Origin of the sequence: Micromonospora sediminicola (genome assembly GCF_900089585.1) — a bacterium.
Classification (GTDB): domain Bacteria; phylum Actinomycetota; class Actinomycetes; order Mycobacteriales; family Micromonosporaceae; genus Micromonospora; species Micromonospora sediminicola.
This window is the reverse complement of record NZ_FLRH01000004.1, coordinates 1719566-1738272: the sequence shown is the minus strand read 5'-3', so window position 1 is coordinate 1738272 and position 18707 is coordinate 1719566. Positions and strand designations below refer to the sequence as shown.

The window sequence follows — 18707 nt, the reverse complement described above, 5'->3', positions numbered from 1 at the left end:
GGGCGCCTGAGTCATGAAGGGTGGGTCTGTGGCCAACATCGTCAACCTGGACCGGGTGTCCAAGGGGTACGGCGCCGCCGGGCCGCTGCTCACCGACGTCTCGCTCGGCCTCGACGACGCCGACCGGGTCGGCGTCGTCGGCCTCAACGGCGCCGGCAAGTCGACCCTGCTGCGGTTGCTCACCCGCACCGAGGAGCCCGACGACGGCCGCGTCACCCACCGCCGGGACCTGCGGGTGGCCTGGCTGCCGCAGCGCCTGGACCTGGCCCCCGACCTCACCGTGCGGGACGTCGTCCTCGGCACCGCCTGGCTGGACGAGAGCATGGGCGCCGAGCACGAGTGGGCCGGCGACGCCGGCGTCCGGGCCATCCTCGACGGCCTCGGCATGCCCCACCTCGGCCTCGACACGCCGGTCGGCCCGATGTCCGGCGGCGAGCGCCGCCGGGTCGCGCTCGCCGCGCTGCTGGTCCGCGACGCCGACCTGCTCGTCCTCGACGAGCCCACCAACCACCTCGACGTCGGCGGCGTCGACTGGCTGGCCCGGCACCTGGTCAGCCGCAAGGGCGCGCTCGTCGTGGTCACCCACGACCGCTGGTTCCTGGACGCCGTCTGCACCACCACCTGGGAGGTCGCCGACCAGACCGTCCGGGCGTACGAGGGCGGCTTCGCGGCGTGGACGCTGGCCCGCGTCGAGCGGCAGCGGGTCGCCGCGGCCACCGAGGCCCGCCGGCAGAACCTGCTCCGCAAGGAGATCGCGTGGCTGCGCCGAGGCGCGCCGGCGCGCACCTCCAAGCCCAAGTTCCGCATCGACGCCGCCAACGCGCTCATCGCCGACGTGCCGGAACCGCGCGACACCATGTCGCTGCAACGGCTCGCCACCGCCCGCCTCGGCAAGCAGGTGTACGACCTGGAGCACGTCCGCCTGCACGCCGGCCCCAAGGAGATCCTGCACGACACCACCTGGCAGGTCGGTCCCGGCGACCGGGTGGCGATCCTCGGGCGCAACGGCGCCGGCAAGACCACCCTGCTGCGGATGCTGGCCGGGGTGACCCGCCCCGACGGCGGCCGGTTCGCCGCCGGGCAGACCGTGCGGCCGGCGTTCCTCTCCCAGGAACTCGCCGAACTCCCCGGCCACCTGCGCGTCCTGGAGGCGGTCGAGGAGGTGGCCCGGCGGGTCCAGTTCGGCGACCGGGAGATCAGCGCCTCCCAGCTCGCCGAGATCTTCGGCTTCGACGACCGGCGGCTCTGGACGCCGGTGAGCGACCTGTCCGGCGGTGAGCGCCGCCGCCTCCAGATGCTGCGGCTGCTCGCCGGCGAACCCAACGTGCTCCTGCTCGACGAGCCCACCAACGACCTGGACACCGACACGCTCGCCGCGCTGGAGGACCTGCTCGACTCCTGGCCCGGCACCATCGTGGTGGCCAGCCACGACCGCTACCTGATCGAGCGGGTCACCGACGTCGCGTACGGCATGTTCGGCGACGGCCGGCTCGTGCACCTGCCCGGCGGCGTCGACGAGTACCTGGCCCGCGCCGCCGCGGCCGGCGGCCCGGCGCCCGCCGACCTCACCCCCGGCACGGCCGCCCCGGCCCGCGACGGCATGTCCGCCGCCGAGGTACGCGTCGCGAAGAAGGAACTCACCCGGCTGGAGCGGCAGATCGCCAAGTTGGAGCAGAAGGAGGCGGGCCTGCACGAGCAGCTCGCCGCCAACGCCACCGACTACGCGAAGGTGGCCGAGCTGGACGCCCAGCTCAAGGAGGTGCGGGCCGAGCGGGACCGCACCGAGGAGACCTGGCTGGCCCTGGCCGAGGAGCTGCCGGCCGGCTGAGCATGGGGGGTGTGCGGCGTCACTGACCGGCGTACGCGACAATCAGCGGCGGAACCCTCGTCCGAACGGTCTTTTGGAGACGCAGAGATGGCCCACACCCCCGTCAACCACCCCGCGCGGCCGATCTACCGGGCGATCGGCGGGCTCGTTGGTCTGTACTTCGTCGTCTTCGGCGGCCTCGGCATCATCGCCAGCGCCGGCAACGACTTCTTCGCGCAGGACGACACCAAGGTCCTCGGCCAGGGCACCAACATGGGCTTCTCGCTGCTGTCGGTGCTCATCGGCGTGGTGATCCTGGTCGGCACCGCGATCGGCCGCAACCTCGACGTGGCGATCAACCAGTGGCTGGCCTACACCCTGATGGCCATCGGCCTGGCCGCGCTGGCGTTCATCCAGACCGACGCCAACATCCTCAACTTCTCGATCATGACGGTGATCGTGGTCCTGACCCTCGCGCTGGTGCTCCTGATGGTCGGCATGTACGGCAAGGTCGGCACCGACGACGAGCACGAGGCCTGGCAGAAGGCCCGCCTGGTGCTCTGACCCCGATCCACCCCGAAGGCCCGGCGTGCGCGCCGGGCCTTCGGCGTTTTCCGGTACGGGAACCGGCGCCCCGGGTGACAATTGCCCCGAATCAGTCAGATGGCTGGAGGGCACCATGGCGCACTTCCCGGTGAACCATCCCGCGCGACCGCTCTACCGGCTGCTGTCCGGGCTCATCGGTCTCTACATCCTGGTCTTCGGGGTCTACGGCGTCTTCCAGACCTGGGGAGACGGGCTGTTCGGTCGGGACAGCAACTGGGCCCTCGGACTCCGTACCAACCTGGCCTTCTCGCTGGTCTCGGTGATCTTCGGCGCGGTCCTGATCGTCGGCGCGTCCCGCCGGAACAACCTCGGGCACTACATGAACCTCACCGCCGGCGCGGTCTTCCTGGTCACCGGCATCCTGATGATGTCCGTGCTCCAGACCTCGGCGAACTTCCTGAACTTCTCGATGTCCACCGTCATCGTGTCGCTGCTGTTCGGGCTGATCCTGCTCGCCACCGGCCTGTACGACAAGGTCGGACCGCCGGAGCACGCGGAGGAGGAACGCCGCCGCCGCTACCACCCGGTCGCCGAGAGCCCTAACCCCTGATCGGGCCCGGCTTCGACTCCAGGTGCGACAGGCCGTTCCAGGCCAGGTTCACCAGGTGCGCGGCCACCGTCTCCTTGCGCGGCTTGCGCACCTCCAGCCACCAGCGCCCGGTCAACGCCACCATGCCCACCAGCGCCTGGGAGTAGAGCTCCGCCAGCTTCGGCTCATAGCCCCGGCTGGAGAACTCGGCGCCGAGGATGTGCTCCACCTGGTGCGCGACGTCGTTCATCACGCTGCTGAAGTTGCCCGTCGCCGACATCAGCGGCGACTCACGGACCAGCACCCGGAAGCCGCTGGTCTCCTCCTCGATGTAGGTGAGCAGCGTCAGCGCCGCCTGCTCCAGCAACTCGCGCGGGTGGCCCGCGGTCAGCGCCGTGGTGATCCGGTCCAGCAGCGAACGGACCTCCCGGTCCACCACCACCGCGTAGAGCCCCTCCTTGCCGCCGAAGTGCTCGTAGACCACCGGCTTGGAGACCTTCGCCCGCGCCGCCACCTCCTCGATCGAGGTGGCGTCGAACCCGCGCTCGGCGAAGATCTGCCGAGCGATCGAGATCAATTGCTCGCGCCGCTGCGCCGCGGACATCCGCACCCGGGACGGCTTCGCCGCCGGGACGGCCCGTCGGCGAGAGCGGTCGCTACCGGGAACATCGGTCACCCGACCCATCCTGCCAGGCGCTGCTCACCTGGGCCGACCGGTCGGTCGGTGTCGTACGTACGTTCTAATCTGTGCCGATGACCGATCCGCTCGCCGCCGAGGCGCGCCGTCTGCGCGTCGAGGAACAGCTCTCCGTCGCCGAGATCCGGGCCCGGCTGGGCATCGGTCGTGATCGCGTCTACACGCTGCTGCGCGGTGTGCCGCCCCCCGAACGGACCCGCCGACCCCGTGCCCGGGACGACGACCGTGCCGAGGCCGTGCGGTTGCGCGCGGCCGGCCGGTCGGTCAACCAGATCGCGGAGCAGCTCGGCGTGGCGAAGTCGACGGCCTACCAGTGGGTGCGGCACCTGCCGCTGGATCCGGACGAGGCGACCGCCGAGCGGCGTCGCGCGCACTCCAAGGCGATGACGGACGCCCGCTGGAGCGCCTACCGGGAGTCGCGGGACGCGGCGCAGGCTGCCGAGCATGCCCGGGCGGCGGGTGCGGTCGGCGGCCTCGGGGAGCGGGATCTGCTGCTGCTGGGCGCGGCGATCTACTGGTGTGAGGGGGCCAAGTCCAAGCCGTGGCGGCGGCCGGTGACGGTGCAGTTCGTCAACAGCGACCCCGGTCTGCTGGCCCTGTTCCTGAGGTTCCTCGACGTCTGCGGCGTGGAGCGGGCGGTGCCGACCTACCGGGTGAGCATCCACGAGTCGGCCGACGCCGAGGCTGCCGTCCGGTGGTGGGCGCAGCGGTTGCGCCTCCCTGCGGATCGGTTCCGCCGGACCGTGCTCAAGCGGCACAACCCGACGACGGTGCGGCGGAACACCGGCGACACCTATCACGGGTGCCTGGTGATCACTGTGCCGCGCAGCCGTGCGCTCTACTGGCGGATCGAAGGTATGATCTCCGAGCTGTTCCGGATCGCGGACGAGGATCGAGCCCAAGAGGGCGACCCGTAGGTCTTGACACGGCAATGGGGTGTGGGGTAACGGCAACCCGCAGGCCTTTGGAGCCTTGAGCTCCTGGTTCGAATCCAGGCACCCCAGCTCATCCGCCGGATCGCCCGTGGGCGGACGGCGTTTGTGTGGCCGGATGCGAATTGTGGCGAGCCGCGTGGTTAGCATGACCGCGAGACTGTCGCCGTCCCGACGGGAGCACGTCGTGTCCCAGCCCCACCTCCGCACCGTTGTCGTGCTCGCCGCCGGTGAGGGCAAGCGGATGAAGTCGTCCCTGCCCAAGGTGCTGCACCCACTGCTCGGCCGTACCCTGCTCGGTCACGTCCTCGCCGCGGCCGGGCCACTGGGCGCCGACCGCACGGTCGTCGTGGTCGGCCACGGCGCCGACCAGGTACGGGAACACCTGACCGAGGTCGCGCCGGCGGCCACCCCGGTGCTCCAGGAGCGGCAGCTCGGCACCGGGCACGCGGTCCGGATCGCGCTGGACGCGGTGCCGGAGGCGACCGGCACGGTCGTGGTGATCAACGGCGACGTGCCGCTGCTGCGGCCGGCGACCGTCGAGGCCCTGGTCGAGGCGCACGAGGGCGCGGGCGCGGCGGCGACCGTGCTGGCCGCCGAGGTGCCCGACCCGACCGGGCTGGGCCGGATCGTGCGGGACACGCAGGGCCAACTGGAGCAGATCGTCGAGGAGCGGGACGCCACGCCGCAGCAGCGCGCGCTGCGCGAGATCAACGCGGGCATCTACGCGTTCGACGTGGCCCGGCTGCGGGAGGCGTTGGGCAAGCTGTCCACCGACAACGACCAGGGCGAGGAATACCTGACCGACGTCTTCGCCCTGCTGCGGGACGCCGGCGAGCCGGTGGCGGTGCACTGCGCCGCCGACCACGTGGAGACGCTCGGTTGCAACGACCGGGTGGAGCTGGCCGGGCTGCGCCGGCTGCTGCGCGACCGGGTCAACGAGGGCTGGATGCGCACCGGCGTGAGCATCCTCGACCCGCACACCACCTGGATCGACGTGACGGTGACCGTGGAGAAGGACGCGGTGATCGACCAGAACACCCAGCTCCAGGGCGCCACCGTGGTGGGCGCGGGCGCGCTGGTCGGGCCGGACACCACGCTCGTCGACACCGTGGTGGGCGAGGAGGCCAGCGTGGTGCGCAGCCACGCGGTGGGCGCCGAGGTGGGCCCGCAGGCCAGCGTCGGGCCGTACGCGTACCTGCGGCCGGAGTCGCGGCTGGCCCGCAAGGCGAAGGTCGGCACGTTCGTGGAGACCAAGAAGGCGTCGATCGGTGAGGGCTCGAAGGTGCCGCACCTGTCGTACGTGGGGGACGCGACGATCGGCGAGCACAGCAACATCGGCGCGGCGACGGTCTTCGTCAACTACGACGGTGTGCGCAAGCACCACACCACCATCGGCAGTCACGCGCGTACCGGGGCGGACAACATGTTCGTGGCGCCGGTGCGGGTGGGCGACGGCGCGTACACCGCGGCCGGTTCGGTGATCATCGCGGACGTGCCGCCGGGCGCGATGGCGGTGGCGCGGGGTCAGCAGCGCAACGTGGAGGGCTGGGTGGTGCGCAAGCGGTCCGGCACGGCCGCCGCGGAGGCGGCGCAGCGGGCCCGCGAGGGTGCGTCGGAGCCGGGAGTGGCCGCAAGCGAAGGTGACTGACTCCACGGGGACCGCCGGGCCGTGGGTGGACCGGTGAACCCGGGGGATACTGCAACCGAACAGTCCCCGGCCCACCGCCGCCGGGTACCACCGACATACGGGAGCAGACGGGCCCATGGGCAGCATCGTCGCCGAGAACCGCAAGAGCCTGATGCTCTTTTCCGGACGGGGTTTTCCGGAGCTGGCCAAGGAGATCGGTGAGGTGCTCGGCGTCGCGCCGACACCGGCCGACGCGTACGAATTCGCCAACGGTGAGATCTTCGTACGGTTCAAGGACTCGGTCCGTGGTTCGGACGCCTTCGTGGTGCAGTCCGTGACGCACGGCGTGAACACCTGGGTCATGGAGACCCTGATCATGGTCGACGCGCTGAAGCGTGGTTCGGCCAAGCGGATCACCGTGGTGCTGCCGTTCTACCCCTACTCGCGGCAGGACAAGAAGCACCGCGGCCGGGAGCCGATCTCGGCGCGGCTGGTGGCCGACCTGCTGAAGACCGCGGGCGCGAACCGGATCCTGACGGTGGACCTGCACACCGCGCAGATCCAGGGTTTCTTCGACGGCCCGGTGGACCACCTGTTCGCGATGGACGTGCTGGCCGAGTACGTGGAGCACAAGTACGCCGGCCGCCCGATGACGGTGGTGGCGCCGGACTCGGGCCGGGTGCGGGTGGCCGAGCGCTGGACGGACCGCCTGGGCGGTTGCCCGCTGGCGTTCATCCACAAGACGCGGGACCCGATGAAGCCGAACCAGGTGGTGGCGAACCGCGTGGTCGGTGAGGTCGAGGGCCGGGTCTGCCTGATCGTCGACGACATGATCGACACCGGTGGCACGATCACCAAGGCGGCCGACATCCTCAAGGAGTCGGGGGCGGCGGAGATCGTGGTGGCCTCGACCCACGCGCTGCTGTCCGACCCGGCGACCGAGCGGTTGAAGAACAGCCCGATCAGCGAGGTCGTCGTGACGAACACGCTGCCGCTGCCGCCGGAGAAGCAGCTGGACAAGCTGACCGTGCTGTCGATCGCCCCGCTGCTGGCGCGGGCGATCCGGGAGGTCTTCGACGACGGTTCGGTGACCACCCTGTTCGGTGGCCTGAGCTGATGGTGGGCCCGGTCGCCGGCGTGGTCCGGCGGCCGGGCCGTTGCCCTGCGCGCCGGCCGGCGCGGTGATATGGGGGACTGCCGGAAAGCCCGGAATCCGCTCGGGTAGACTGGTGCGGTTGCCACGGCGAGGGTGCCCGGCGGGCTGCTGACAAGCACCGCACGGAGGCGCCGTCATCGACGCGGTGCTCCGGGCGGTCGTTCATGACCTTGAGCCCCAGCGAGCCCCTCGCCCAGCACCGCCAGACGACAAGCCGCCGCAGCGAAGCATCAGGAGTTTCCCCGTGTCCGAGGTAAAGATCAGCGCCGAGCCCCGTACCGAGTTCGGCAAGGGTGGTGCCCGTCGTACCCGCCGGGCCGGCAAGGTGCCCGCCGTGCTGTACGGCCACGGCGAGAAGCCCAAGCACATCGCGTTGCCGGCGCGTGACTTCGCCGCCGCGATCCGCAAGGGCGGCGCGAACCAGCTCTTCGCGATCGAGGTGAGCGACGGCACCCAGGTGCTGGCGCTGCCGAAGGCGATCCAGCGTGACCCGATCAAGGACACCTTCGAGCACGTGGACCTGCTGCTGGTCCGGCGCGGCGAGAAGGTCACCGTCGAGGTCCCGGTCCAGCTGACCGGCGAGGCCGCGAAGGACACCCTGATCGTGCACGACCACGACACCCTGTCGGTGACCGCCGACGCCACCAAGGTGCCGGACCACCTGGAGGCGTCGATCGAGGGCGCCGAGCCGGGCACCACGATCACCGCCGCCGACGTCGAGCTGCCCTCGGGCGTGGAGCTGGCCACCGACGAGGAGACCGCTGTCGCCTCGGTGACCGCCGCCCCGACCGCCGAGCAGCTCGAGGCCACCCTCCCCGAGGTCGAGGTCGCCGAGTCCGAGGCCGAGGCCGAGGTCGGCGAGGAGACCGCCGAGGGCGAAGAGGGCACCCCGGCCGAGGGCGAGCCGGCTGCCGAGGAGCCGAAGACCGAGGCCTGATCGGCCCGCAGGCTGTGCGACAGGCGTCCCCGGTTCCCGGGGGCGCCTGTCGGCGTATCGCCAGGCGGGTCGTGGGGAAGAGCGGAAGGGACGTGGCGTGACGGACGAGGCGGGGCCGTGGCTGGTGGTCGGCCTGGGCAACCCGGGTCGGGAGTACGCGGCCAACCGGCACAACGTCGGCTTCATGGTGGCCGACCTGCTGGCCGCCCGGGTGGGCGCGAAGTTCGGCCGGCACAAGCGGGCGGTGGCGGAGGCGGCCGAGGGACGGCTGGGGTTCGGCGGCCCGAAGCTGGTGCTGCTGAAGCCGTTGACCTACATGAACCTCTCCGGCGGCCCGGTGGCCGGGCTGGCCCAGTTTCACAAGATCCCGCCGGCCCGGGTGATCGCGGTGCACGACGAGCTGGACATCCCGTACGGGCAGGTGCGGGTCAAGTGCGGCGGGGGCGAGGGCGGCCACAACGGGCTGCGGTCGATGTCGAAGTCGCTCGGCACGAAGGACTATGTCCGGGTGCGGTTCGGGATCGGTCGTCCGCCCGGCCGGCAGGATCCGGCGGACTACGTGCTGTCGGACTTCTCCGCCGCGGAGCGCAAGGAGCTGGAGTTCCTGGTGGACCGCGCGGCGGACGTGGTGGAGTCGGTGGTCACCAAGGGTGTGGAGCCGACGCAGAACCTGTACCACGGGGGTTGACCGGCAGGTCGCTCGCCGGCCGGTAGTCTGCGCCTTTGCGACGGGAGCGAAGGCAGCGACGGGAGCGAAGACACCATGGGCAGTCCTCCGATGATCGACGGCGCGTTCGCGCGTTGGCTCGCGTCGCGGGCCGGGCAGGCGCTGATGGCCCTGCGCGCGGAGATGGGCTTCGCCGACGCCGGGGCGTTGCGGTCCGCCGGGGACAAGATCTCGCACGACCTGATCCGTACCGAGCTGGCGCGGTGGCGCCCGGCGGACGCGGTGCTGTCGGAGGAGGACGAGGGGTCGCGGCTGGCCTGGACCGCCGAGGTGAGCGACGAGGCGATGCCCCGGCTGACCGCGGACCGGGTGTGGATCGTCGACCCGCTGGACGGCACCCGGGAGTACGCCGAGGACGGGCGCGCGGACTGGGCGGTGCACGTGGCGCTCTGGTCGCGGCACGCGCCCTCGCCGCACGGTCTGGTGGCGGGGGCGGTGGGACTGCCGGCGCAGCACCGGGTGCTGGGCACCGACTACCCGCCGGCGTACCCGCCGATGCGGTTGGAGGCGGCCACGGCGGCCGGCGCGCGGACCATCCGGTTGGCGGCCAGTCGTAGCCGTCCGCCGGTTTTCCTGACCGATCTGGCAGAGGACGTCGGCGCTCATCTGGTCCCGATGGGCTCGGCGGGCGCGAAGATCGCCGCCGTGGTGACCGGCGAGGTCGACGCGTACATCCACGCGGGCGGTCAGTACGAGTGGGACTCGGCCGCTCCGGTCGCTGTGGCGACGGCCACCGGATTGCATGCTTCCCGGATCGACGGTTCTGCGCTGGAATACAACGGGGCCGACCCTCGCCTACCCGATCTGCTGGTCTGCCGCAAGGATCTCGCGGGTCGGTTGCTTGCAGCGCTGCAGCGGCATTCCGGGTAACCTGAGCAATCTTCTTCACGACTCCGACCGGAAAGGTCTGGAATCCCGATGTGCGGATCCGAGCGAATCGAGTTCGTGTCATGACGTCCCCCGCCGCGTACCAGGTGTCGCACCTCGACGCGCTCGAGGCGGAGAGCATCTTCGTGATGCGCGAGGTCGTCGCCGAGATGGAGCGGCCGGTGCTGCTCTTCTCCGGCGGCAAGGACTCGATCGTGATGCTCCGGTTGGCCCAGAAGGCGTTCGCGCCGGCCAACATCCCGTTCCCGGTGATGCACGTGGACACCGGGCACAACTTCCCCGAGGTGCTCGACTACCGCGACCAGCGGGTGGCCGAGCTGGGCCTGCAGCTCATCGTGGCCAGCGTGCCGGAGGCCCTGAACAAGGGCATGGTCCGCGAGTCGGCCGACGGCATGCGCAACCGTATCCAGACCCCGGTGCTGCTCGACGCGGTGGAGAAGCACCGGTTCGACGCGCTCTTCGGCGGCGCCCGGCGGGACGAGGAGAAGGCCCGGGCCAAGGAGCGGGTGTTCAGCTTCCGCGACGAGTTCGGCCAGTGGGACCCGAAGAACCAGCGCCCGGAGCTGTGGTCGCTCTACAACGGCCGGCACCACCCCGGTGAGTCGATCCGGGTGTTCCCGCTGTCCAACTGGACCGAGCTGGACGTCTGGCACTACATCGCGCGGGAGCGGATCCCGCTGCCGTCGATCTACTACGCGCACGAGCGCGAGGTGATCGAGCGCGACGGCATGTTCTACGCGGTCAACGAGTTCTTCCGGGCCCGCGCCGGTGAGCAGCCGTTCAAGGCCCAGGTGCGGTACCGGACCGTGGGCGACGCCTCCTGCACCGCGGCGGTCCGCTCGGACGCCGACACGGTGGAGAAGGTGATCGAGGAGGTGGCCGCCACCCGGATCACCGAGCGCGGCGCGACCCGCGGCGACGACCGGGTCAGCGAGGCCGCCATGGAGGACCGCAAGCGAGAGGGCTACTTCTGATGAGCGTCGAGACTGTGGCGCCGGCCGAGGCCGACGCGTCGGCCCGGCCGATGGACCTGCTGCGGTTCGCCACCGCCGGCAGCGTCGACGACGGCAAGTCGACCCTGATCGGCCGGCTGCTGTACGACACCAAGTCGCTCTTCAGCGACCAGCTCGCCGCGGTCGAGGCGGTCAGCGCCGCGCGGGGCGACGAATACACCAACCTGGCGCTGCTCACCGACGGCCTGCGCGCCGAGCGGGAGCAGGGCATCACCATCGACGTGGCGTACCGCTACTTCGCCACCCCGCGGCGGAAGTTCATCATCGCCGACACCCCCGGGCACATCCAGTACACCCGGAACATGGTCACCGGCGCCTCCACCGCCGATCTGGCGCTGATCCTGGTGGACGCGCGCAAGGGCCTGGTGGAGCAGTCCCGCCGGCATGCCTTCCTCTGTTCGCTGCTGCGGGTGCCGCACCTGGTCCTGTGCGTGAACAAGATGGACCTGGTCGACTGGTCGCAGGAGGTCTTCGAGCGGATCGCCGACGAGTTCACCGCGTTCGCCGCGAAGCTCGACGTGCCGGACCTGACCGTGGTGCCGATCTCCGCGCTGCGCGGCGACAACATCGTCTCCCGCTCCGAGAACATGCAGTGGTACGAGGGTCCGTCGCTGCTGCACCACCTGGAGCGGGTGCACATCGCCTCCGACCGCAACCTGGTCGACGTGCGGTTCCCGGTGCAGTACGTGATCCGGCCGCAGTCCACCACCGTCACCGACTACCGGGGCTACGCCGGCCAGGTGGCCTCGGGCGTGCTCAAGCCGGGCGACGAGGTGATGGTGCTGCCGTCGGGCTTCACCAGCCGCATCGCCGCGGTGGAGACCGCCGACGGGCCGGTGGACGAGGCGTTCCCGCCGATGTCGGTGACGGTTCGGCTGACTGACGAGATCGACATCTCCCGCGGTGACATGATCTGCCGGCCGAACAACGCGCCGATGGTCGCGCAGGACATCGAGGCGATGGTCTGCTGGATGGACGAGAGCCGGCCGTTGCAGGTCGGCGGCAGGTACGCGATCAAGCACACCACCCGTACGGCGCGGACGATCGTGCGGGAGCTGCACTACCGGTTGGACGTCAACTCGCTGCACCGGGACGAGTCGGCCGGCGAGCTGAAGCTCAACGAGATCGGCCGGGTGCGGCTGCGTACCACCGTCCCGCTGCTCGCCGACGAGTACCGGCGCAACCGCACCACCGGCGGGTTCGTCATCATCGACGAGGCCACCAACCGGACGGTCGGCGCGGGCATGATCGTCGAAGCCGGCTGACCCTGGCGTAAGGAAGGGCCCCTTGTTAACAGTGAGTGTTAACAAGGGGCCCTTCCTCTACCGCAGGCGTTAATAGGGGGCCCTTCCTTACAAGCGGGTCGCGCCGCCGGCGGGCTGGACGGTGAGCGTGCCGGGGGCGGCGAAGCCGCGCTCGGCGTACGCGGCGGCCACCGCGTCGGCCACCGTGTCGGCGGCGTCCGCGTCGACCAGGGCGAGCACGCAGCCGCCGAACCCGCCGCCGGTCATCCGCGCGCCGTGGGCGCCGGCGGCGAGCGCCGCCTCGACCGCGGTGTCGACCTCCGGCACGGTGATCTCGAAGTCGTAGCGCATCGAGGCGTGCGACGCGGTCAGCAGCGGGCCGATCTCGCGGACCCGGCCGGCGCGCAGCAACGCGACCGTGTCGAGCACCCGCTGGTCCTCGGTGACCACGTGCCGGACCCGGCGGCGGGTCTCGTCGTCGTCGAGGCGGGCCAGCGCCGTGTCGAGGTCGGCGGTGGGTACGTCGCGCAGGGCGGCCACGCCGAGCGTCGCGGCGGCCCGCTCGCAGCTCTTGCGCCGGGCGGCGTACTCGCCGTCGGCGTGCCGGTGCGGGGCGCGGCTGTCCACGACCAGCACGGCCAGCCCGGCCGCGGCCGGGTCGAACGGGATCTGCTCGACCTCCTCGGTGCGGCAGTCGAGGAAGAGCGCGTGCCCCTCCCGACCCCGGATCACCGCGGACTGGTCCATGATCCCGGTGGGCGCGCCGACGTAGTCGTTCTCGGCCCGCTGGGCGAGCCGGGGCCAGCGCTCGGCGGGCAGGTCCAGCGCGCCGAGGTCGACCAGGGCGGCCAGCACGGCCGACTCGATCGCGGCCGACGAGGAGAGCCCGGAGCCGACCGGGACGTCGGAGGCGATGGCGAGGCGCGCGCCGGGGACGTCGAGGCCGGCGGCGCGCAGCGCCCACACCACCCCGGCCACGTAGGCGGCCCAGCCGTCGACCCGGCCGGGGTCGTCGGCCTCCTCGGCCCCGAACTCCACCGGCTCGTCGTCCAGCTCCGACCAGACCGTCCAGCGCCGGTCCGGCCCGGGCGCCGCGGCGACCACGGTACGCAGCGGCAGCGCGAAGGGCAGCACGAAGCCGTCGTTGTAGTCGGTGTGCTCGCCGATCAGGTTGACCCGCCCGGGAGCCGCCCAGCGGCCCGCCGGCTCGGCGCCGTACCGCTGCCGGAAGCCGGCGGTGGCGCGGTCGGTGACGTCGCCGCGGCGACCGTCACCCACGCTCGCGGGGCTCACGCGGGCCGACCGACGTGCTCGCGGTAGAACGCCCAGGCGTCGCCGACCATGTCGTGCAGCGTCGGCTTCGCCGGCGTCCACCCGAGTTCGTCGCGGGCCAGGGCGGACGACGCGACCAGTTCGGCGGGGTCGCCTTCGCGGCGCGGCGCCACCTCGACCGGCACGGGGTGGCCGGTGACCTCGCGGACCACGTCGACGACCTGCCGGTTGGTGAAGCCGTTGCCGTTGCCCAGGTTGTAGATCCGGTGCCGGCCCGGGGTGGCCGCGTCGAGGGCGAGCAGGTGGGCGCGGGCCAGGTCCTCGACGTGGATGTAGTCGCGCACGCAGGTGCCGTCGACGGTGGGGTAGTCGTCGCCGAAGAGTTGGAGCTTCTCCCGGCGGCCGGCGGCCACGTCGAGGGCGATCGGGATGAGGTGCGTCTCCGGTTCGTGCCGTTCGCCGATGGCGAGCCCGTCGTGCAGGTAGGCCCCGGCGACGTTGAAGTAGCGCAGCGAGACGGCGCCCAGGTCGTGCGCGACCGCTTCGGAGGTCAGCGCCATGTCGACGGCCAGTTTCGTCGCGCCGTAGGTGTTGGTGGGGGCCTTGACGGCGGTTTCCGGGATGGGCAGCTCGGTGGGGTTGCCGTAGACGGCGGCGGTGGAGGAGAACACCATCCGGGGCACCCGGGCGGCGCGGACCGCGTCGATCAGGGCGAGTGAGCCGACGGTGTTGGTGTGCCAGTAGAGCTCCGGCTTGATCATCGACTCGCCGGCGGCGATCAGGGCGGCGAAGTGCAGCACGCCGTCGAACCCGGCGTCGGGGGTGAGCACCCGGGCGGCCTCGTGCACCGACAGCTCGACGTGCGTCGCCTCGGGGGCGAGCGCCTCGCGGTGGCCGGTGCGCAGGTCGTCCAGCACGGTCACCTGGTGGCCGTGGTCGAGCAGCATCCGGGTCACCACGCTGCCGATGTAGCCGGCGCCGCCGGTGACGAGCAGTTTCACGTGAGGTCCTCCTCTGCCTGGCCGCGTTCCGCGTCGGCCGTCCGTGATCACCCTACGGCCGACGGCTGTGCCACCGCTGTCGAGTGAGCCTCCCTCCATTCCATCACAATCCATCAGGGTTGAACAGATCCGAACATTCGGGCGGGCGGACGGTGTCCGCTGTCTACCATCCTTGTCATGCGGGAGGCAGGTGGTCCCGGGCCTCGGCGGCGACCGCCGGGGCGGCCCCGGCGCGAACCCGGCCCGCTCGCCCGGACCGTGGCCCGCCTCGTGGTCCGCGCCGCCGACGGCGCCACCCGCCTGGTCACCGACCTGCTCGGGGCGAGCCCCACCGCCGGCCGCGAGCGGATCAGCGAGGCGGAGCTGCGCGACCTGGTCGCGGCGAACACGCTGCTCGACCCGGACGAGCGGCGGATCATCGACGAGGTGCTGGTGGCCGGCGCGCGGCTGGTCCGCGAGGTGATGGTGCCCCGCACCGAGGTGGTCTTCCTCGCCGCCGGCCTGCCCGTGGCCGCGGCGCAGCGGCTGGTCCGCGACGACCCGCACACCCGCTACCCCGTGGTCGACGGCACCCACGACGACGTGGTCGGCTTGGTGCACCTGCGCGACGTGCTGCTGCGCCCGGGCCCGGACGCCCGGGTCACCGTCGGCGAGCTGACCCGTGAGGTCAAGCGGCTGCCGGACAGCAAACGGGTGCTCGCGGCGCTGACCGAGATGCGCCGCGAGGGCCACCACCTGGCCGTGGTGGTCGACGAGTACGGCGGCACCGCCGGCATCGTGACCTGCGAGGACCTGGTCGAGGAACTGGTCGGGGAGATCCACGACGAGGGCCACGGGCCGCCCGACGCCGAGCCCGCCGGTCTGCCCGCCGTGGTCGACGGTCGGCTCAACCTGACCGACTTCGCCGAGCGCACCGGGGTGCCGTTGCCCGCCGGCCCGTACGAGACGGTCGGCGGCTACGTGATGGCCGCGCTGGGCCGGCTGCCGGTGGCCGGCGACGAGGTGCCGGTGGCCGTCGACCCGGTCGACGGATCGGGACCGGCCGATCCGGAGGGCTGGCTGCTGCGGGTGCTGGCGCTCGACGGCCGACGGGTGTCCCGCCTGGTGGTCTCCGCGGCGCGGCTGCCCGAGCCCCGGCGCGAGGTCAGCGGCCCGCCGCCGGCCGTACCCGCCCGACCCGCCGGCCCGTCATGACGGACGCCGGGGCTTGCTGACAGAATTGCCGCCATGTCCGACGTACCCGCCCGGCCGCGCGTCTTCTCCGGCATCCAGCCGACCGCCGACTCGTTCCACCTCGGCAACTACCTGGGCGCGCTGCGGCACTGGGTGGCCCTGCAGGAGAGCCACGACGCGTTCTACTGCGTGGTGGACCTGCACGCGATCACCGCCGGGCACGAACCGAAGGTGCTCAAGCAGCGCAGCCGGGTGGCCGCCGCGCAGCTCTTCGCGCTGGGCATCGACCCGGACCGCAGCACCCTGTTCGTCCAGTCGCAGGTGCCCGAGCACCCGCAGCTGGCCTGGGTGCTCGGCTGCATCACCGGCTTCGGCGAGGCCGGCCGGATGACCCAGTTCAAGGACAAGTCGCAGAAGCAGGGCAGCGAGCGGGCCAGCGTCGGCCTGTTCACCTACCCGATCCTGCAGGCCGCCGACATCCTGCTCTACCAGGCGAACGCGGTGCCGGTCGGCGAGGACCAGCGGCAGCACCTGGAGCTCTCGCGCGACCTGGCCCAGCGGTTCAACTCGCTGTTCGGGCCGACCTTCACGATGCCCGCCCCGCACATCGTGAAGGACACCGCGAAGATCACCGACCTGCAGGACCCGACGGCCAAGATGTCGAAGTCGTCCTCCTCGCCGGCCGGGATCATCGACCTCCTGGAGGATCCGGCCCGCTCGGCCAAGAAGATCCGCTCGGCGGTCACCGACACCGGCCGCGAGATCGTCTTCGACGCCGAGGGCAAGCCGGGCATCTCCAACCTGCTGACCATCTACTCCGCGCTCTCCGGCCGCGGCATCGACGACCTGGTCGCCGCGTACGACGGCAAGGGCTACGGCGACCTGAAGAAGGACCTCGCCGAGGTGGTGCGGGAGTTCGTCACGCCGATCCAGGCGCGCACCAACGGCTACCTGGACGACCCGGCCCAGCTCGACAAGCTGCTCGCCCGGGGCGCGGAGAAGGCCCGGGCGGTGGCGGCCGAGACGCTGCGCACCGCGTACGAGCGGGTGGGCTTCTTCCCGCCGGTACGGTTCGAGTAGCGGCCCGGGCGGGGCGGGAGTGACGCAGTCGGTGGCCGGAGGGACGGCGCGCAACGTGGCGGGCGGTGACGCGGCGCGGGACGGCGGCGACACGATCCAGATCGGGATCGCGGTCGACGTCCCCGAACCGTGGGGCGGGCAGCTCACCCGCCGCCGGATCTCCGCCGGCGACCCGCAGGCGGTCCCCGCGCACGTCACCCTTCTCGGCCCCACCGAGATCCCGGTACGCGCGCTGCCGGCCGTCGAGGAGCACCTGGCCCGGGTGGCGGCCACGCACCTGCCGTTCACCCTGCACCTGCGCGGCACCGGCACGTTCCGCCCGGTCACCCAGGTGGTGTTCGTGGCGGTGGCCGCCGGGATCAGCGAGTGCGAGCTGCTCGCCGCCGCCATCAACTCCGCCCCCGAACTGCGCCGGGAAGCGCGCTTCCCCTACCACCCGCACGTGACGGTGGCCCAGGACGTGCCGCCCGAGGTGCTGGACAAGGCGTACGAGGACCTGGCCGACTTCTCCGCGCTGTTCGAGGTGGACGCGTTCACGCTCTTCTCGCACAGCGGGGCGACCCGGTGGCAGCCCCGCCGCGACTTCCGGCTCGGCGGCCCGCGCTGAGCACTCGGCCGGCCGGGCCGCCTCCGCCGGGAGCGGGGATCGGCGAGGATGACGGAGTGAACGTCTTCGGCCGGATCGAGACGGCCATCGGGCGCCGTATCGACGCGGCTCGTGGTCGCTCGTCGGTCTTCGACCACCTCTGGCTGGCCGGGACGCTCTACGCCGACCTGATGGCCGGCCGGCTCGCCGCCGCCATCGCCTACTACGGGTTCTTCGCCGTGTTCGCGCTCGCCCTGGTCGCGTACTGGATCTTCGGCGCGGTGCTGCGGGACAACGAGGAGGTCAGCCGCGCGGCGGCCGACTTCCTGCGGGACAACCTGCCCTTCCTCGACCCGGCCCAGATCTCCGAGAGCAGCAACACCGTCGGCGTGGTCGGCCTGGTCATCCTGGTCTTCACCGGCATCGGCTGGGTGGAGGCGATCCGTTCCTCGCAGCGCCTGATGTACGGCTTCAACCAGCAGCCCGGCAACCTGGTGGTGCGCCGGCTGGTCGACCTGGGCGTGCTGGTCGCGGTCTTCGTGCTGCTCTTCGTCTCGGTCGCCGCCGTCGACGCGCTGGAGTCGCTGCTGCGGTTCCTGCTGCGCAGCACCGGCTCGGTGGGCCTGACCACGGTCAGCGCGGTGCTGAGCGTGCTGGTCAACGCCGTGCTCGCCGCCGCGCTGCTGCTCGCCGTGCCCCGGCTGCGGATGAGCCGGCGGCGGCTGCGCCCGGCGGTGCTGACCGTCGCGGTCGGGATCACGCTGCTCAACACCGTGGGGCGCTACTACGTGGTCCGCACCGAGCGGAACCCGGCGTACACGGTGGTGGCGACCGCCGTGGGGCTGCTGCTCTACCTCTACCTGCTCAACCAACTGGTGCTCTTCGGCGCCGCGCTCGCCGCCACCAGCCGCTACGGCCGGGTGGTCGACCTGGCCGAGGGCGGGGCGCGGGAGGTGGACGTGGAGGCCGACGTGCTCGACGAGGAGACCGACCCGGGCACCCCCGGAGGCGGCGGATGAGCGCCCGGATACGGATCGACGCCGGGTCGGCCACCCCTCCGTACGAGCAGGTGCGCGCGCAGCTCGCGGCGATGGTGGGGGACGGGCGCCTGGCGGTGGGCACCCGGCTGCCCGCGGTCCGGCAGCTCGCCGCGGACCTGGGGCTGGCGGTGAACACCGTGGCCCGGGCCTACCGGGAGCTGGAGGCCGCCGGCCTGGTCGAGACCCGGGGTCGGCACGGCACCGTGGTGGCCCCGGGGCGGGACGACGCCACCGACCGGCTGCACCGTGCCGCCGCGGACTACGCCGCCGAGGCGCGTCGCCTGGGCGTCCCGCCGGAGCGGGCGCTCGCCCTGGTCCGTGCGGCGCTGGACGCCGGTACGCGTGGCTGAGAGCGGTCGCCTGAGCGGGGAGAGTCGGGGGATTGCGCT

18 protein-coding genes, 1 tRNA gene and 1 pseudogene are annotated in these 18707 nt (G+C 72.1%); 17 read left to right on the top strand and 3 right to left on the bottom strand.

All coding sequences use genetic code 11. The annotated features are described in order from the left end of the window. Positions 1 to 28 precede the first annotated feature (28 nt). From GA0070622_RS29665 to GA0070622_RS29655, 3 genes are all read left to right on the top strand, one after another. Positions 29 to 1828, top strand: a complete 1800-nt coding sequence (locus tag GA0070622_RS29665) for an ABC-F family ATP-binding cassette domain-containing protein (RefSeq protein WP_091582509.1) — start codon at positions 29 to 31, stop codon at positions 1826 to 1828. Between the two features lie 87 nt (positions 1829 to 1915). Further along, positions 1916 to 2371 carry a DUF4383 domain-containing protein gene (locus GA0070622_RS29660; protein ID WP_091582507.1) on the top strand — a complete coding sequence of 152 codons (456 nt, stop codon included), beginning with the start codon at positions 1916 to 1918 and terminating at the stop codon, positions 2369 to 2371. Between the two features lie 115 nt (positions 2372 to 2486). Continuing rightward, positions 2487 to 2963 (top strand): DUF4383 domain-containing protein, encoded by a 477-nt coding sequence (locus GA0070622_RS29655; RefSeq protein ID WP_091582503.1) that lies wholly within the window; start codon positions 2487 to 2489, stop codon positions 2961 to 2963. On the opposite strand, the gene GA0070622_RS29650 is transcribed toward GA0070622_RS29655, so the two are convergent. After that, entirely contained in the window at positions 2953 to 3627 is a 675-nt protein-coding gene (locus tag GA0070622_RS29650) for a TetR family transcriptional regulator (protein WP_425412786.1), read from the bottom strand. The genes GA0070622_RS29655 and GA0070622_RS29650 overlap by 11 nt on opposite strands. A 68-nt stretch (positions 3628 to 3695) precedes the next feature. On the opposite strand from GA0070622_RS29650, the gene GA0070622_RS29645 reads away from it, so the two are divergent. The 9 genes and pseudogenes from GA0070622_RS29645 (at position 3696) to cysN (ending at position 12187) form a co-directional block, all read left to right on the top strand. Then, entirely contained in the window at positions 3696 to 4556 is an 861-nt protein-coding gene (locus tag GA0070622_RS29645) for a helix-turn-helix domain-containing protein (RefSeq protein ID WP_091584219.1), read from the top strand. Between the two features lie 15 nt (positions 4557 to 4571). Continuing rightward, a tRNA-Gln gene (locus GA0070622_RS29640) sits at positions 4572 to 4643 on the top strand. A gap of 76 nt (positions 4644 to 4719) precedes the next feature. Beyond that, positions 4720 to 6282, top strand: a pseudogene (glmU, locus tag GA0070622_RS29635) (bifunctional UDP-N-acetylglucosamine diphosphorylase/glucosamine-1-phosphate N-acetyltransferase GlmU); the annotation flags it as partial. Between the two features lie 55 nt (positions 6283 to 6337). After that, a complete protein-coding gene (locus tag GA0070622_RS29630) occupies positions 6338 to 7318 on the top strand; it encodes a ribose-phosphate diphosphokinase (RefSeq protein ID WP_091582494.1) in 981 nt (326 codons plus the stop codon). Positions 7319 to 7601: 283 nt separating this feature from the next. Beyond that, positions 7602 to 8294, top strand: a complete 693-nt coding sequence (locus GA0070622_RS29625; protein ID WP_091582491.1) for a 50S ribosomal protein L25/general stress protein Ctc — start codon at positions 7602 to 7604, stop codon at positions 8292 to 8294. Positions 8295 to 8391: 97 nt separating this feature from the next. Next, complete coding sequence (pth, locus tag GA0070622_RS29620) at positions 8392 to 8982, top strand: aminoacyl-tRNA hydrolase (RefSeq protein WP_091582488.1); 591 nt, start codon at positions 8392 to 8394, stop codon at positions 8980 to 8982. A gap of 75 nt (positions 8983 to 9057) precedes the next feature. Beyond that, on the top strand, positions 9058 to 9891 hold the full coding sequence (locus GA0070622_RS29615; protein ID WP_091582485.1) for an inositol monophosphatase family protein: 834 nt from the start codon (positions 9058 to 9060) through the stop codon (positions 9889 to 9891). Positions 9892 to 9971: 80 nt separating this feature from the next. Beyond that, positions 9972 to 10883 carry a sulfate adenylyltransferase subunit CysD gene (cysD, locus tag GA0070622_RS29610; RefSeq protein WP_091582481.1) on the top strand — a complete coding sequence of 304 codons (912 nt, stop codon included), beginning with the start codon at positions 9972 to 9974 and terminating at the stop codon, positions 10881 to 10883. Then, on the top strand, positions 10883 to 12187 hold the full coding sequence (cysN, locus tag GA0070622_RS29605) for a sulfate adenylyltransferase subunit CysN (protein WP_091582478.1): 1305 nt from the start codon (positions 10883 to 10885) through the stop codon (positions 12185 to 12187). The genes cysD and cysN overlap by 1 nt, the downstream gene beginning before the upstream one ends. An 87-nt stretch (positions 12188 to 12274) precedes the next feature. Here cysN and galK read toward each other — a convergent pair whose 3' ends face one another. Then, a complete protein-coding gene (gene galK, locus GA0070622_RS29600; protein ID WP_091582475.1) occupies positions 12275 to 13444 on the bottom strand; it encodes a galactokinase in 1170 nt (389 codons plus the stop codon). An 11-nt stretch (positions 13445 to 13455) separates the two neighbouring features. Beyond that, positions 13456 to 14439 carry a UDP-glucose 4-epimerase GalE gene (galE, locus tag GA0070622_RS29595; RefSeq protein ID WP_091582472.1) on the bottom strand — a complete coding sequence of 328 codons (984 nt, stop codon included), beginning with the start codon at positions 14437 to 14439 and terminating at the stop codon, positions 13456 to 13458. A 177-nt stretch (positions 14440 to 14616) separates the two neighbouring features. On the opposite strand from galE, the gene GA0070622_RS29590 reads away from it, so the two are divergent. The 5 genes from GA0070622_RS29590 to GA0070622_RS29570 are packed head-to-tail and all read left to right on the top strand — an operon-like array spanning position 14617 to position 18668. Then, entirely contained in the window at positions 14617 to 15633 is a 1017-nt protein-coding gene (locus GA0070622_RS29590) for a hemolysin family protein (protein ID WP_091582469.1), read from the top strand. Positions 15634 to 15666: 33 nt separating this feature from the next. Beyond that, positions 15667 to 16692, top strand: a complete 1026-nt coding sequence (trpS, locus tag GA0070622_RS29585) for a tryptophan--tRNA ligase (RefSeq protein WP_091582467.1) — start codon at positions 15667 to 15669, stop codon at positions 16690 to 16692. A gap of 31 nt (positions 16693 to 16723) precedes the next feature. Then, the gene (locus GA0070622_RS29580; RefSeq protein WP_245666898.1) at positions 16724 to 17299 is read left to right on the top strand and encodes a 2'-5' RNA ligase family protein; all 576 of its coding nucleotides are present in this window, start codon (positions 16724 to 16726) and stop codon (positions 17297 to 17299) included. 56 nt (positions 17300 to 17355) lie between these two features. After that, complete coding sequence (locus GA0070622_RS29575; protein ID WP_091582460.1) at positions 17356 to 18297, top strand: YhjD/YihY/BrkB family envelope integrity protein; 942 nt, start codon at positions 17356 to 17358, stop codon at positions 18295 to 18297. Then, positions 18294 to 18668, top strand: a complete 375-nt coding sequence (locus tag GA0070622_RS29570) for a GntR family transcriptional regulator (protein ID WP_091582458.1) — start codon at positions 18294 to 18296, stop codon at positions 18666 to 18668. Before GA0070622_RS29575 ends, GA0070622_RS29570 begins: the two co-directional genes overlap by 4 nt. The last annotated feature ends 39 nt before the right edge of the window (positions 18669 to 18707 follow it).

What these genes read in the sequence shown, in the direction of transcription:
- GA0070622_RS29660 (WP_091582507.1), top strand. Translation starts at nt 1,916, where the DNA reads ATGGCCCACACCCCCGTCAACCACCCCGCGCGGCCGATCTACCGGGCG.
- GA0070622_RS29655 (WP_091582503.1), top strand. Translation starts at nt 2,487, where the DNA reads ATGGCGCACTTCCCGGTGAACCATCCCGCGCGACCGCTCTACCGGCTG.
- GA0070622_RS29650 (WP_425412786.1), bottom strand. Translation starts at nt 3,627, where the DNA reads ATGGGTCGGGTGACCGATGTTCCCGGTAGCGACCGCTCTCGCCGACGG.
- GA0070622_RS29645 (WP_091584219.1), top strand. Translation starts at nt 3,696, where the DNA reads ATGACCGATCCGCTCGCCGCCGAGGCGCGCCGTCTGCGCGTCGAGGAA.
- GA0070622_RS29630 (WP_091582494.1), top strand. Translation starts at nt 6,338, where the DNA reads ATGGGCAGCATCGTCGCCGAGAACCGCAAGAGCCTGATGCTCTTTTCC.
- GA0070622_RS29615 (WP_091582485.1), top strand. Translation starts at nt 9,058, where the DNA reads ATGGGCAGTCCTCCGATGATCGACGGCGCGTTCGCGCGTTGGCTCGCG.
- cysD (WP_091582481.1), top strand. Translation starts at nt 9,972, where the DNA reads ATGACGTCCCCCGCCGCGTACCAGGTGTCGCACCTCGACGCGCTCGAG.
- cysN (WP_091582478.1), top strand. Translation starts at nt 10,883, where the DNA reads ATGAGCGTCGAGACTGTGGCGCCGGCCGAGGCCGACGCGTCGGCCCGG.
- GA0070622_RS29590 (WP_091582469.1), top strand. Translation starts at nt 14,617, where the DNA reads ATGCGGGAGGCAGGTGGTCCCGGGCCTCGGCGGCGACCGCCGGGGCGG.
- trpS (WP_091582467.1), top strand. Translation starts at nt 15,667, where the DNA reads ATGTCCGACGTACCCGCCCGGCCGCGCGTCTTCTCCGGCATCCAGCCG.
- GA0070622_RS29570 (WP_091582458.1), top strand. Translation starts at nt 18,294, where the DNA reads ATGAGCGCCCGGATACGGATCGACGCCGGGTCGGCCACCCCTCCGTAC.